The 12,410-nt window shown below is 71.7% G+C and carries 13 protein-coding genes; 8 read left to right on the top strand and 5 right to left on the bottom strand.

The window, feature by feature from the left end:
* Window positions 1-123: 123 nt before the first annotated feature.
* On the bottom strand, window positions 124-633 hold the full coding sequence (locus tag ACYU8V_RS18560; protein WP_460849434.1) for a hypothetical protein: 510 nt from the start codon (window positions 631-633) through the stop codon (window positions 124-126).
* A 306-nt stretch (window positions 634-939) separates the two neighbouring features.
* Between ACYU8V_RS18560 and ACYU8V_RS18555 the strand changes: the two genes are divergently transcribed.
* From ACYU8V_RS18555 to ACYU8V_RS18530, 6 genes are all read left to right on the top strand, one after another.
* Window positions 940-1,320, top strand: coding sequence for a nuclear transport factor 2 family protein (locus ACYU8V_RS18555; protein WP_460849432.1), 381 nt, complete (start codon window positions 940-942; stop codon window positions 1,318-1,320).
* A gap of 107 nt (window positions 1,321-1,427) precedes the next feature.
* Window positions 1,428-1,922, top strand: coding sequence for a MarR family winged helix-turn-helix transcriptional regulator (locus ACYU8V_RS18550; protein ID WP_460849431.1), 495 nt, complete (start codon window positions 1,428-1,430; stop codon window positions 1,920-1,922).
* Window positions 1,923-2,021: 99 nt separating this feature from the next.
* A complete protein-coding gene (locus tag ACYU8V_RS18545) occupies window positions 2,022-2,828 on the top strand; it encodes an MBL fold metallo-hydrolase (protein ID WP_460849430.1) in 807 nt (268 codons plus the stop codon).
* A 1-nt stretch (window position 2,829) separates the two neighbouring features.
* The gene (locus ACYU8V_RS18540) at window positions 2,830-3,240 is read left to right on the top strand and encodes a nuclear transport factor 2 family protein (protein WP_460849428.1); all 411 of its coding nucleotides are present in this window, start codon (window positions 2,830-2,832) and stop codon (window positions 3,238-3,240) included.
* A 111-nt stretch (window positions 3,241-3,351) separates the two neighbouring features.
* On the top strand, window positions 3,352-4,860 hold the full coding sequence (locus ACYU8V_RS18535; protein ID WP_460849427.1) for an MFS transporter: 1,509 nt from the start codon (window positions 3,352-3,354) through the stop codon (window positions 4,858-4,860).
* Window positions 4,861-4,889: 29 nt separating this feature from the next.
* Window positions 4,890-6,884: a thioredoxin domain-containing protein gene (locus ACYU8V_RS18530; protein ID WP_460849426.1), complete on the top strand. Its 1,995-nt coding sequence runs from the start codon at window positions 4,890-4,892 to the stop codon at window positions 6,882-6,884.
* 24 nt (window positions 6,885-6,908) lie between these two features.
* Here ACYU8V_RS18530 and ACYU8V_RS18525 read toward each other — a convergent pair whose 3' ends face one another.
* The 3 genes from ACYU8V_RS18525 to ACYU8V_RS18515 are packed head-to-tail and all read right to left on the bottom strand — an operon-like array spanning window position 6,909 to window position 9,594.
* Window positions 6,909-7,094: a hypothetical protein gene (locus ACYU8V_RS18525; protein ID WP_460849425.1), complete on the bottom strand. Its 186-nt coding sequence runs from the start codon at window positions 7,092-7,094 to the stop codon at window positions 6,909-6,911.
* Between the two features lie 53 nt (window positions 7,095-7,147).
* Window positions 7,148-8,464 carry a flavin-containing monooxygenase gene (locus ACYU8V_RS18520; RefSeq protein ID WP_460849423.1) on the bottom strand — a complete coding sequence of 439 codons (1,317 nt, stop codon included), beginning with the start codon at window positions 8,462-8,464 and terminating at the stop codon, window positions 7,148-7,150.
* Window positions 8,461-9,594, bottom strand: a complete 1,134-nt coding sequence (locus tag ACYU8V_RS18515) for a serine hydrolase domain-containing protein (RefSeq protein ID WP_460849421.1) — start codon at window positions 9,592-9,594, stop codon at window positions 8,461-8,463. The genes ACYU8V_RS18520 and ACYU8V_RS18515 overlap by 4 nt, the downstream gene beginning before the upstream one ends.
* A gap of 84 nt (window positions 9,595-9,678) precedes the next feature.
* On the opposite strand from ACYU8V_RS18515, the gene ACYU8V_RS18510 reads away from it, so the two are divergent.
* Both ACYU8V_RS18510 and rlmC read left to right on the top strand, forming a co-directional pair.
* Window positions 9,679-10,548, top strand: a complete 870-nt coding sequence (locus tag ACYU8V_RS18510) for a DUF1353 domain-containing protein (RefSeq protein WP_460849420.1) — start codon at window positions 9,679-9,681, stop codon at window positions 10,546-10,548.
* Between the two features lie 10 nt (window positions 10,549-10,558).
* On the top strand, window positions 10,559-11,689 hold the full coding sequence (gene rlmC, locus ACYU8V_RS18505; protein WP_460849419.1) for a 23S rRNA (uracil(747)-C(5))-methyltransferase RlmC: 1,131 nt from the start codon (window positions 10,559-10,561) through the stop codon (window positions 11,687-11,689).
* Window positions 11,690-11,696: 7 nt separating this feature from the next.
* Here rlmC and trhA read toward each other — a convergent pair whose 3' ends face one another.
* Complete coding sequence (gene trhA, locus ACYU8V_RS18500) at window positions 11,697-12,404, bottom strand: PAQR family membrane homeostasis protein TrhA (protein ID WP_460849417.1); 708 nt, start codon at window positions 12,402-12,404, stop codon at window positions 11,697-11,699.
* Between the last annotated feature and the right edge of the window lie 6 nt (window positions 12,405-12,410).

The raw sequence follows: 12,410 nt of genomic DNA, 5'->3' as shown, positions 1-12,410 counted from the left end.
GTGCCACCTCTCATCGTTCGTGCCGCGGATCAGCGGGCGCGTGCCCGGATCCGTCCACCCCTCCCTTCGGCAGCGAGGGGGTGGGTCCTGAGGACACGCGCGGTGCGGGGTGGGCCGACTTCCTCATGCCTCCTGGGCAGCGACCGCCCGTGTGCCCGCCACGCCATGGGTCAGCAGCACCACCGTTGCGCAGATCAGCACCAGGTTCTTCAGCACGAACTCGCCGTCCGCCGTCAGCAGCAGCGGGTCGTCGTGCTGGAACATGATGCTGGGCACCATCACGAACGTGAGGAACGTGCCGACGAGGTGTGCGGCCAGCACCGGCAGCACCACGCGCAGCGCGATGCCGGCGATCACGCCCACGCCGAGGACGAGCTCGACCATGCCGAGGGTCGGTACGACGACATCCTTCGGCGCCCAGGGCAGGGTGCGGTGGACGAGGTCGGCGACGGGCGAGCGGCCCACCACCTTGAGCACGCCGAACCAGATGAAGACGAGGCCGAGGATCGTCCTCATCGCCGGAAGGGCCAGCGGTCGGAGCAGTGCGTGGACCCCCGCCTCGACGGTCAGCAGTCGGTCGACGACCGGCACCGAGGGCGGATCCGGAGTGCGGTGCGCCGTCGGGTGGATCACGTGGAGGCGCCTGCTGCGAGGTGGCTTCGCACCGGAGGGCGCGCGAGTAGTGGCCATCGGGACCGTCCTTGGGAGTGAGCGAGGGAGGCCGTCCGCTTCTCGCCGGGGAGTGAGCGAGTCCGAGGGGCCTGCGGATCCAGCCGTTTCCCCGAAGGTAGGGATGCCGGCTTGGACGAACCTTGGCGAGCCGACGCCGGGGCGACGACGGGGCAACGATCGTTGGAAATACCTGACGAGTCAGATAGTCTCGCGTCGCGCAAGCTCCTGCGCCGCAGGAGGACGCCCCGCCGCACCAGGAGGGATCCCATGTCCGCATCGGACAACAAGGCACTCGTGATCGCCTTCTACGAGCTGGCCTTCAACGCCGCCGAGCCCGAGGAGGCCGCGGCCCGCCATCTCGGCGAGAGCTACATCCAGCACAACCCGGGCGCCGGGGACGGCCCGGACGCCTTCGTCGGCTACGTCCACTGGCTGCGTGGGCAGTTCCCGGAGCTCCACCTCGAGATCAAGCGTGCGATCGCCGAGGACGATCTGGTCGTCACGCACAGCAACCTGCACCTGATGCCAGGAGACCGCGGCATGGCGGTCGCGGACGTGTGGCGCGTCGCGGAGGGCAAGATCGTCGAGCACTGGGGCGTCGTGCAGGAGGTCCCAGAGGAGAGCGCGAACCAGAACACCATGTTCTGAGCCTGCTCGGGGTCGCTTCGGTCCCTGCCGGGCCGGTCGATGCGGGACGTGTCGCAGCGAACGAGGCATGATCATCCGCAGACGGCGTCGAGCGGAATGTGCAGGGCATGGACGAGCAGGCGAACATCTCCACGGCCAAGGAGGCTGCCGGCCACGACCTGGTGGTCGCCTTCGGGCGACTGCAGGGCGCGGCCAACCGGCTCGAGTACATCGTCGGTCGTGCCCTCGAGCAGGAGTGCGGCATCACTCACCTGATGTTCGAGGTCCTGCTGATCCTCGGCCGTGCCGGCGAGCCGGGCCTGTCCATGCGCGCCCTCGCCCAGGAGCAGGTCCTGACGACGGGCGGGGCGACGAGACTCGTCGACCGGATGGAGGCGGCCGGGCTGGTCGATCGCGTCGCCGATCCCGAGGACGGGCGCGGCCGACTGGTGCGCCTCACGCCGGAGGGCGAGCAGACCGCGGTCGAGGCGGCACGCGTGCATGTGGCGAATCTTCGGGAGTACTTCCTGGCGCCCCTGCCGCCCACGCACCTGGACCGGTTCGCCGAGGACCTCCGGACCCTCAGTCACGCAGCGCGGGATGCGCTGCCGCGCCTGCCCTGACCGAGGAGCGTTGCGGGCGCGTGGAGCCAGGCCGGAATATCTGACGAGTCAGATACATTGCAACCGGTGCAAGCATCCACCCATCGCTAGGAGCCGAAGATGAGCACGCTCTCCTTCACCGTTCTCGACCTGGACTTTCCCGCTGGCAGCAAGAACAAGACGGCAACACTCGTGACCGGCGAGACCGACGCGCTGCTGGTCGACGCCGGCTTCACCCGCGCGGACGGCCACCGGATCGCCGCCGAGGTCCTCGACTCGGGCAAGAGGCTGACGACGGTCTTCGTCAGCCATGCCGATCCCGACTTCTACTTCGGCGCGGAGGTCCTCGCCGACGCCTTCCCCGATGCCGCGTTCGTCGCCACCCCGCTGGTGATCGAGCACATCCAGCACTCCTACGAGGGCAAGCTGACCGCGTGGGCCGGCCTGGGCGCCAACCTCCCCACGCGTCTCATCGATCTCGAGCCGCTGACCGGCGACCTCCTCCTTGAGGGGCACCGCTTCGAGCTCAAGGGCGGCACGCCCGCGCTGCCCGACCGTCACTACCTGTGGCAGGCCGAGCACCGGGCGCTCCTCGGCGGGGTCCTGCTCTTCCAGCACGAGCACGTCTGGGTCGCCGACACGCCCACCCCCGCGGACCGGACGGCGTGGATCGCCGTGCTCGACGAGATGGCGGGGCTGGATCCGGAGCTCGTCGTACCGGGTCACCGCCTGCCGGGCACCCCGGCGGACGGGTCCGCCATCAGCGCCACGCGGGACTACCTGCTGGCGTTCGAGGAGGAGCTCGGCAGGGCGGCCGATGGAGACGCGTTGATCGACGCCCTCCTGAAGCGCTACCCGGACCACGGGATGCAGATCGCCGCGCAGATCGGCGCCAAGGTCGCCCTCGGCGAGATGACGTGGGGCTGACATGACCGACCCGACAACCTCCTGCGCCCCCGCTGACGTCGTACGGCGCCTCTACCTCGCCTCCGCTGCCGGCGACCTGGCGGCGATCCGTGCCGGGCTCGCTCCCGACGTGGAGTGGACGGAGATGGCGGGCTTCCCGCTCGCCGGCACCTATCGGACGCCCGAGGGCGTCACGGCCAATGTCATGGAGAAGCTCGGCGCAGAGTGGGACGACTGGACGGCCCACGACGACAGCTACGTGGTCGACGGCGAGAACGTGGTCGTGCTCGCGCGGTACACCGCCGTCAACAAGGCGACCCGCAAGCCGATCGCCGTCCGGGTGGCCCACCACTACACCGTGCGCGGGGGCCTGATCGTCCGGTTCGAGCAGTTCGTCGACACCGCGCTCGTCCGCGACGCGATGACGCCGTGACGCCCTGACGCTCGCGGAGAGGGCGGTCGCGGCGCCACCGCGGCCCAGTGAGGACGACCGGTGTCCACGCCAGCGACGCCGAATGTCTGTGGTGCCTCCTAGGCTGGAGGGATGGCCGACCCTCTCGCGACCGAGCCCGTCCGGATGGGTTCGGCGCGCGGGCGCTGGGTGCTGCTGACCACCGTGCTCGGGTCGGGTCTCACCATGCTGGACTCGACCGTCGTCAACGTCGCGCTCGAACGCATCGGCACCGACTTCGGGGCGGGGTTCTCCGGCCTGCAGTGGACGATCAACGCCTATGCGCTGACCCTCGCCGCGCTGATCCTGCTGGGTGGCTCGCTCGGCGACCGGTTCGGTCGCCGGCGGGTGTTCCTTGTCGGCGTGGTCTGGTTCGCGGTCGCCTCGCTGCTGTGTGGGATCGCGCCGTCCATCGGGACGCTGATCGCGGCCCGCGCGCTTCAGGGTGTCGGGGGAGCGCTGCTGATGCCGGGCAGCCTGGCGCTGATCTCGGCGTCGTTCCACGGCGAGGATCGGGCCGCGGCGGTGGGGGCGTGGTCGGGCCTCGGCGGCGTCGCAGCCGCGATCGGCCCGCTGCTCGGCGGCTGGCTCGCCGACATCGACTGGCGGTGGGTCTTCCTGATCAACGTCCCGGTGGCCGCGCTGGTCGTCGTGGTGGCGCTGCGCTTCGTCCCCGAGAGCAGGGACCCCGAGTCCGCCGACCGTGTCGACGTCGTCGGCACGCTGCTGGGGGCGGCCGGCCTCGGCGCGCTGACCTTCGCCCTGACGCGGGCGGGCGACGTGGGCTGGGCCTCCTCGGTGCTGCTCGTCGGTGGGGCCGGGGTGGCGCTGCTCGTCGCATTCGTCGTGGTGGAGTCGGTCTCCGACCATCCCCTGGTGCCGCTCCGCCTGTTCCGCAACGCCCAGTTCAGCGCCGCCAACGTCGTCACGCTGCTCGTGTACGCCGCGCTCGGGGTGATCTTCGTGCTCCTGGTGCTGCAGCTGCAGGTGGTCGCCGGCTGGTCGCCGTTGGCGGCCGGCACGGCGATGCTGCCGGTCACCGTCCTGATGCTGCTGTTCTCGGCCCGCGCCGGCGGGTTCTCGCAGCGGATCGGACCGCGGCTGCCGATGTCCGTCGGGCCGCTCCTGGCCGCCGCGGGCGTGCTGTGGATGGGGCGGCTGGGTCCGGATGCGACGTACGTCCGGGACGTCCTGCCGCCGGTCGTCCTCTTCGGTGCCGGCCTGACGCTGATGGTCGCGCCGTTGACCGCGACCGTCCTCGACGCGGCCGAGGACCGCTTCGCCGGGATCGCGTCCGGCATCAACAACGCCGTGGCCCGCACGGCCGGCCTGATCGCGGTCGCGGTGATCCCGGTGGCCGCCGGGATCGGCGGAGCCGACTACCGCGACCCGACGGCCTTCGACGCCGGCTTCGGCAAGGCGATGACGATGTGCGCGGCCCTGCTCGTCGGCGGTGGCGCCCTCGCGTTCGCCTTCGTCCGTCGTCCGGCGGCCGCCGCCCAGCCCGAGGAACCGGGGCACGAGCCCCGCCTGCACATCGAGGACTGCCCGCACTGTGGTGTCTCGGGACCGCAGCTGCATCCGGTCGAGCACCTGCACTGACAGCACTGTGATCCTCCTAGGCTGGAGGAATGGCCAACCGTCTCGCATCAGCGACGAGCCCGTACCTGCTGCAGCACGCCCAGAACCCGGTGGCCTGGTGGGAGTGGTCGCCGGAGGCCTTCGAGGAGGCCCGGCGGCGCAACGTGCCGGTCCTGCTGAGCGTCGGGTACGCCGCCTGCCACTGGTGCCACGTCATGGCCCACGAGTCGTTCGAGGACGAGGCGACGGCGGCGTACATGAACGAGCACTTCGTCAACGTCAAGGTCGACCGCGAGGAGCGGCCGGACGTCGACGCGATCTACATGCAGGCCACCCAGATCATGACCGGGCAGGGCGGCTGGCCGATGACGGTCGTGCTCGACCACGAGGGGGCGCCTTTCTTCGCGGGGACCTACTTCCCTGACCAGCCGCGGCACGGGTCACCCTCCTTCAGGCAGATCCTCGAGGCGCTCAGCGACGCATGGCGCACCCGCCGCGTCGACGTGCACGCCGCGACCGAGCAGATCCGCGGCCACCTCACGCAGTCCGGGCAGCCTCCGGCCGCGCCCATCACGCGGGAGGTGCTCGACGCCGCCGTGGAGCGGCTCGCGAGCGAGTTCGACCCGATGGCGGGCGGCTTCGGGAACGCGCCGAAGTTCCCGCCGACGATGGTGCTGGAGTACCTGCGCCGGTACGACGGGCCGCACGCCGCCAAGGCGCATCACATGCTCGCGCGGACGACCGCCGCGATGGCCGGCAGCGGGATGTACGACCAGATCGCCGGCGGCTTCGCGCGGTACGCCGTGGACCGCGGCTGGATCGTCCCGCACTTCGAGAAGATGCTCTACGACAACGGGCAGCTGCTCGGTCTCTACGCCCGCCTCGGCACCGAGCAGGGCGACCGGATCGCCTCCGAGACAGCGGACTGGATGCTGCGCGAGCTGCGCACCGACGAGGGCGGCTTCGCCTCCGCGCTGGACGCCGACTCCGAGGGCGTGGAGGGCAAGTTCTACGCCTGGACGCCGGCCGAGCTGGTCGAGGCGCTGGGCGAGGCCAAGGGGCGGTGGGCCGCCGAGCTCTTCGGAGTGACCGAGGCGGGCACGTTCGAGCACGGGAGCTCCACCCTCCAGCTGCGCCACTTCCCGACCGATCCCACCGAGCAGCGCCACCTGAGCGAGGTGCGGGCCCGCCTGCTCGACGCCCGCGCCCAGCGCGTCCGCCCGGCCCGCGACGACAAGGTGGTCGCGGCCTGGAACGGCCTTGCGATCAGCGGTCTGTGCGACGCCGGCCGACGGCTGCAGCGCCCCGAGCTGATCGAGGCGGCGGTGGACGCCGCCGAGCTGCTCGTCCGCCTCCACCTGGTCGACGGCCGCCTGCTCCGCGTCTCCCGCGACGGCGTCGCCGGCAGCCACGCCGGTGTGCTCGAGGACTACGGATGCGTGGCCTCCGGCTTCCTCGCGCTGGCGCAGGCGACGGCCGAGGTCCGGTGGCTCGACCTGGCCACGGCCCTTCTCGACGAGGCGCTCACCGGCTTCGCGGCGGACGACGGCGGCTTCTACGACACCCACGCCGACGCCGAGCAGCTGCTCACCCGGCCCCGCGACCCCGGCGACAACGCCAGCCCCAGCGGGCTCTCCAGCCTGGTCCACGCCCTCGTCGAGGCCCACGCGCTCACCGGCACCGGACGCTACCGCGACGCGGCCGAGGCCGCCCTGGCGAGCGTGTCGGCCCTGGCCGAGCGCGCCCCGCGCTTCACCGGCTGGAGCCTCGCGGCCGCCGCGACCCTGGCCGCGAACGGCCCGGTCGAGGTCGCCATCGTCGGCGAGCCCGGTCCCGAGCGCGATGCCCTGGAGGCCAGCGCCCTGCGCATCCCGGGCGCCGTCGTCGTGAGCGCCTCGGCATCGACCGGCATCCCCCTCCTGGACGGTCGTACGCCGGTCGACGGGAAGCCCGCCGCCTACGTGTGCCGCGGCATGGTGTGCGACCTGCCTGTCACGACCGCCGACGACGTACAGGCCGTCGCGCGCCGCTCCGCCGCTGGGTGAGCCCGCGGCGGGGAGCTCCGCGCGTCAGTGACCCGTCGGCCCGAACGGCTGGTGGATCCGCATCGCGGAGGCCTCGCGGCCGCGGGCTAGGTCGGTCTCGGGACCGCCCTGGCGACGGGAGATGTGGGTGCCGGGGTGCCGGCGGTCGACGTACCAGGCGACGCCCAGGAGCAGAGCCATGATGCCGGCGACGATGGACCAGAAGATCATGCGGGGATCCTGCCCTGCCGCGACGGTGGCAAACCGGCGTCGGGGTGTGGCCGTCACCCCGCAGCGCGCGCCTCGCCCGCCTCGATCTCCTTCATCAGGTCCACGCAGTAGCGCCCGAAGTCGATCTGGATCGTGTGCCGCGGCGAGGCGTAGTACTGCTCGAGGTGCGCGGCCTCGTCCGCCGCCATGATCCGCAGCTGCTCCTCGACCGGCGGCAGCGCGTAGCGCCCGGTCAGCAGCCGCGCGAGCAGCTTCGACTGCTGCTCGGCCAGGTTGACGATGGTCGGCGACGACTGGGCCAGCCCCATGAAGAACAGGTGGTCCACGCCCGGCTTGATCATCCGCTTGAACAGCGGATAGCGGTGGTCGGCGTCGGGGTGCAGCTCGGCCTCGGCGCTGTCGAAGAACGGGAACTCCATCCGGTAGCCGGTGGCGCAGATGACCACGTCGGCTTCGACGGAGGACCCGTCCACCAGGTCCACCCGGCGCCCCGAAAGGCCGACGATCTCGGGCAGCATGTGGATGTCTCCGGAGCCGGCCTTGGTGAGGAAGTCGGCGCTGACCGACGGGTGCGCGGACAGCGGCTCGTGGTCCGGCTCGGGCAGCCCATAGGCGCTCATGGACCCGACCAGCTCGCGGATCAGCTGCCGGCTCGCGGCGAGCGCCACGTCCTTGGGTACGTCGGGCGGCGCCATCACCTTGTCCGCCGCCTGCCCGTTCCGGTACTTCGGCAGCACCCACACCCCGCGCCGCGCGGAGACGTAGAGCTTCGACGCCATCCACGGCGAGGAGAGCTCCGAGGCGATGTCCATGGCCGAGTTGCCCATGCCGACCACGACCACCGTCCTCCCGCGGATCTCGATCGGCTCGAACGGGTTCACGTAGTGGTGGCTGTGCAGCACCTCGCCCTCGAAGCCGTCCGGCTCGATCGCCCAATCCGGCAGGCGCGGGCTCCAGTGGTGGCCGTTGGCCACGATCAGGTCGGTGTAGTCGCGGGTCTCCCCGGTCGTCAGCGTGACCCGCCAGCCGTCACCGACCCGCGTCGCCCGCTCGACCCCGACGCCGAGCTCGATCCGCTCGCGCAGCCCGAAGTGCTCGGCGTAGTCGCGGAAGTACTGGTGGATCAGGGTGTGGTGCGGGAAGTCCGGGTACGACGCCGGCGCGGGGTAGTCCTCGAACTGCAGCCGGGTCGTCGAGGTGTCGATGTGCAGCGACTCGTAGACCGAGGAGAGGCCGTTGGGGTTCTTGAAGTACCAGTTGCCGCCCACGTCGTCGGACAGCTCGAACTGGTCGTAGTCGACGCCGAACTCCTTCAGGCGCTTCGCTGTCGTGAGGCCCGAGCAGCCGGCCCCGATGATGCACGCCCTCACGCGTCCGCTCCCTCCAGGCAGGCGAAGGCCGTGCGCAGGTAGGCGTCGGTCCGGGCCGAGGAGGTGAAGTGGTCGACGAGCCGGTTCATCGCGTAGGCGACGGTGACGCGGCGGTCGAGGTCGTTGACGACGATCGCGCCGCCGTACCCCGTCCACCAGCAGACCCGCCCCTGCGGTACGGCGGGCGCGGACTGCGGCTGCGGCTGGCTGTACCCGATGCCCCAGCGCAGCGGGACGAGCAGCACCTTGTCCGGACCGTCGGCCTGGACCTCGAAGATCCGGTCGATGGTCTCCTTCGACAGCAGCCGTACGTCGTCGAGCTCGCCGCCGTGCGACACGACGGCCTGGATCCGGGCGATCGAGCGGGCGTTGCCGTGGCCGTTGGCGCCCGCGACCGAGACCCGGCGCCACTCCGGGGTGTTGCAGCCGGCCATGTCGAGGACCGGGTTCACCAGCGTCGGGATGAGCAGGTTGTCCGGCGGCAGCGCCTTGAGGTCGAGGCCGCCGGGCGGCGGGGGCACCAGGTCGGCGCAGCGCGCCATCGCGTCCTCCGGCACGCCGAGGTGGAAGTCGGCGCCGAGCGGCTGCGCGACCAGCTCCGTGAACAGCTCCGACAGCGGCCGGCCGGTCGCACCGCGCACGAGACCGTCGACCAGGTGGCCGTAGCAGACCATGTTGTAGCCGGCGGCCGATCCCGGCTCGAACCAGGCGTCCTGCTCGGCGAGCAGGTTGTTGGCGTAGGGCAGGTCGAGCAGTCCCTCGATCGTCAGCGGCGCGGTCCATCCGGGGAAGCCCGAGGTGTGCGAGAGCACGTGCCGCACGAGCACCCGGTCGTCGCGGAACTCCGGCCAATAGCGCTGGACGGGCGCCTCGAGGTCGAGCACGCCACGGTCGACCAGCACCAGCGCGGTCAGGGCCGCCATCGTCTTGGTCACCGACCAGACCTGCACGATCGTGTCCTCGGACCAGTCGGTGCCGTCCTTCGCCGTACCTCCCCACAGGTCGACGACCAGCTCGCCGTCGCGCACCACGGCGAGCGACGCGCCGAGGTCGGTGCCGTCGGCGAGGTTGCCGGCGAGCAGGTCGCGGAGCGGCTCGAAGCCGGGGGAGCAGGTGCCGTGGACGGTCATGCCCCCACTGTAGGAACACGTTCTAGCGGGAGGAAGGGGGTGGTCGGGTCTAGCGTCGCCACCATGGTGGCTCCCCTTCCTCCGGTGACTCCGAACCGTGACCGCTTCTACGACGGAGGTACGCCGACCGAGCCGCCCGACCCGTCCCGCGAGCCGCGGATCTCGCTGATCCGGATCGACGACGGCGGCGTCGAGCGCTTCCGGATGGGGCGCCGGATCGCCTACCGCGACCGGCAGTACGGCGAGCTGCTGGTGCCGCCCGACCTCGACACCTTCGTCACCGACCTCACCTCGGTGCCCACGCTGTTCACCTGGCTGGTGCCGAAGACGGGCCGCTACCTGCCCGCCACGTTGCTGCATGACGGCCTGGTGCACGGTCCGCACGAGCCGGCGACGTACGTCTCCACCGACGGGCACGTCCTGGACCGCGTCGAGGCCGACCGGGTGCTGCGCACCGCCATGCGCGACCTGCAGGTCGGACCGGTGCGCGGCTGGCTGATCTGGTCGGCGGTCACGCTCGGCACCATCTGGAGCGGGCACGCGCGGTGGAGCCGGCGCGAGCACCTGCGCTACCTGGTGCCGATGCTGGCCTCGCTCGGCCTGGTGCTGGTGCTGGGTGTGATCGCCACGCTCGACCTGGTCGACGTCGTCGACTGGCTGCCGTGGATGGGCGATCGGCCGTGGTGGCTGGAGCTCATCGGTGGTCTTGCGGGCGCCATCGTCATCCCACTCGTCCTCGGCCTGACCTGGGGCAGGTTCGCCATCGCCGGCGCCATCACCGGGATCGCGCTCGCGGTGCTGCTGCACGCCACGGTGCTGCTGGCCGGGATCACCGCGCTCTACCAGGTCGCGGAGTGGATCGCGCGGCGTCGGCCGATCGGAACCCTGGTCGGCGCGGGCGTGGTGGTCGCCGCCTGTGCGGTGCTGACGGTGCTGCTGACGGCCACCCAGTAGTTTTCGGGGTGTGACGGTCCTCGACTGCCGGCACTTCGCCGTGGGGGAGTGCCGATCCTGCGCCTGGCTCGGTCAGCCGTACGCCGAGCAGCTGGCCGCCAAGGACCGCGCCGTCCGGTCGGTGGTGGACGCCGGTGAGTGGCTGCCGCCGCAGGCGAGCGCCTTCGCGGGCTTCCGCAACAAGGCCAAGCTGGTGGTGACGGGGACGGCCGACGCCCCGGTGCTGGGCATCCTGGGCCCGGACGGCGACGGCGTGGACCTGCGGGACTGCGGGCTCTACCCGGCCACGCTGCAGGCGGTCCTCCCCGTGCTGGCCGCGTTCGTCGGGCGGGCCGGGCTGGCGCCGTACTCGGTGAGGGAACGGACCGGGGAGCTCAAGCACCTGCTCGTGACCGAGTCGCCGGACGGGGAGCTGATGGTGCGCTTCGTGCTGCGCTCCACCGAGGCCGAGGCGCGGATCCGCAAGCACCTGCCGGGCCTGCTCGCCGACCTTCCGCGGCTCCGTGTTGTCACTGTCAACATCCAGCCCGCCCACGCGGCGGTGCTCGAGGGGGAGCGCGAGATCGTGCTCACCGAGGCCGACACCCTGCCGATGCGGGTGGGCGATCTCACCCTGCACCTGCGCCCGCGCAGCTTCTTCCAGACCAACACCGCGGTCGCGGCCGCCCTCTACCGCCGCGCCGCCGGGTGGATCGACGAGGTCGCGCCCGCCTCGGTGTGGGACCTCTACTGCGGCGTCGGCGGGTTCGCGCTGCACGCCGCCGCGCCGGGTAGGGACGTCGTCGGCATCGAGATCAGCGCCGACGCGATCGCCTCCGCCGAGCGTTCCCGTGACGAGGCGGGGCTGCCCGGCCGGGTCCGGTTCGAGGTGGGCGACGCGACGGCGTACGCCGCCGGGCGACCCGCCCCCGACCTGGTCGTCGTCAACCCGCCGCGGCGCGGGCTGGGCACGCTCGCCGCGGACCTGGAGGCGCTGGCGCCGCGCCATGTCCTCTACTCCAGCTGCAACCCGGAGACCCTCGCCCGCGACCTCGCGGTCATGGGCGGCTACCGGGCGGTGCGGGGGCAGCTCTTCGACATGTTCCCGCAGACCGGGCACGCGGAGGTGCTGGTCCTCCTCGAGGGCGGCGCGACGCGGTGATCGAGCGTCAGTGCTGGGCGTAGGTGGCCATCGAGACCCCGACGTACTGCGCGATGAACGCGGCCACGGTGAACCCGTGGAAGACCTCGTGGAACCCGAACCACTTCGGCGAGGGGTCCGGCCACTGGAAGCCGTAGACCAGCCCGCCCATGGTGTAGAGCATGCCGCCGACCAGGATCAGCACGAAGATGGCCACCCCGATGCCGACGCCGAGTGCCAGCGCGCCGTGCAGGAACGCCGGGATGAAGAAGACCGCGGCCCAGCCGAGCGCGATGTAGACCGGCGCCGAGAGCCAGCGCGGAGCGCTGGGCCACAGCATCTGCAGGGCCACTCCCACCGCCGCGCCCGTCCAGACGATGCCGAGCATCCACCACCGCGCGGCCCCGTGCAGCAGGGTCAGCGCGAAGGGCGTGTAGGAGCCCGCGATGAAGATGTAGATGTTGGAGTGGTCGAGCCGGTTGAGGATGGTCCACACCTTCGGGGACCAGGTCCCGCGGTGGTAGACCGCGGAGGTCCCGAAGAGCAGCAGGGCCGAGGCGACGTACAGCGAGGAGCCCACACGCGTCGCCGCCGTGGGCGAGAGCGTGATCAGCACCGTGCCGGCTGCGATGATCAGCGGGGTGGTGGCCGCGTGGAGCCAGCCGCGCAGGTGAGGCTTGACGTCGGCGACGGCCTCCCGCACATGCTCGCGGGTCTTCGACATCGCCTGGTTCATGGCGAC

It is taken from the genome of Nocardioides ultimimeridianus, from assembly GCF_054777895.1.
This window is presented reverse-complemented; position numbering and strand designations above follow the sequence as displayed.

What these genes read in the sequence shown, in the direction of transcription:
- ACYU8V_RS18535 (WP_460849427.1), top strand. Translation starts at nt 3,352, where the DNA reads ATGGCCGACCCTCTCGCGACCGAGCCCGTCCGGATGGGTTCGGCGCGC.
- ACYU8V_RS18530 (WP_460849426.1), top strand. Translation starts at nt 4,890, where the DNA reads ATGGCCAACCGTCTCGCATCAGCGACGAGCCCGTACCTGCTGCAGCAC.
- trhA (WP_460849417.1), bottom strand. Translation starts at nt 12,404, where the DNA reads ATGAACCAGGCGATGTCGAAGACCCGCGAGCATGTGCGGGAGGCCGTC.
- ACYU8V_RS18545 (WP_460849430.1), top strand. Translation starts at nt 2,022, where the DNA reads ATGAGCACGCTCTCCTTCACCGTTCTCGACCTGGACTTTCCCGCTGGC.
- ACYU8V_RS18540 (WP_460849428.1), top strand. Translation starts at nt 2,830, where the DNA reads ATGACCGACCCGACAACCTCCTGCGCCCCCGCTGACGTCGTACGGCGC.
- ACYU8V_RS18555 (WP_460849432.1), top strand. Translation starts at nt 940, where the DNA reads ATGTCCGCATCGGACAACAAGGCACTCGTGATCGCCTTCTACGAGCTG.
- ACYU8V_RS18550 (WP_460849431.1), top strand. Translation starts at nt 1,428, where the DNA reads ATGGACGAGCAGGCGAACATCTCCACGGCCAAGGAGGCTGCCGGCCAC.
- ACYU8V_RS18515 (WP_460849421.1), bottom strand. Translation starts at nt 9,594, where the DNA reads ATGACCGTCCACGGCACCTGCTCCCCCGGCTTCGAGCCGCTCCGCGAC.
- ACYU8V_RS18525 (WP_460849425.1), bottom strand. Translation starts at nt 7,094, where the DNA reads ATGATCTTCTGGTCCATCGTCGCCGGCATCATGGCTCTGCTCCTGGGC.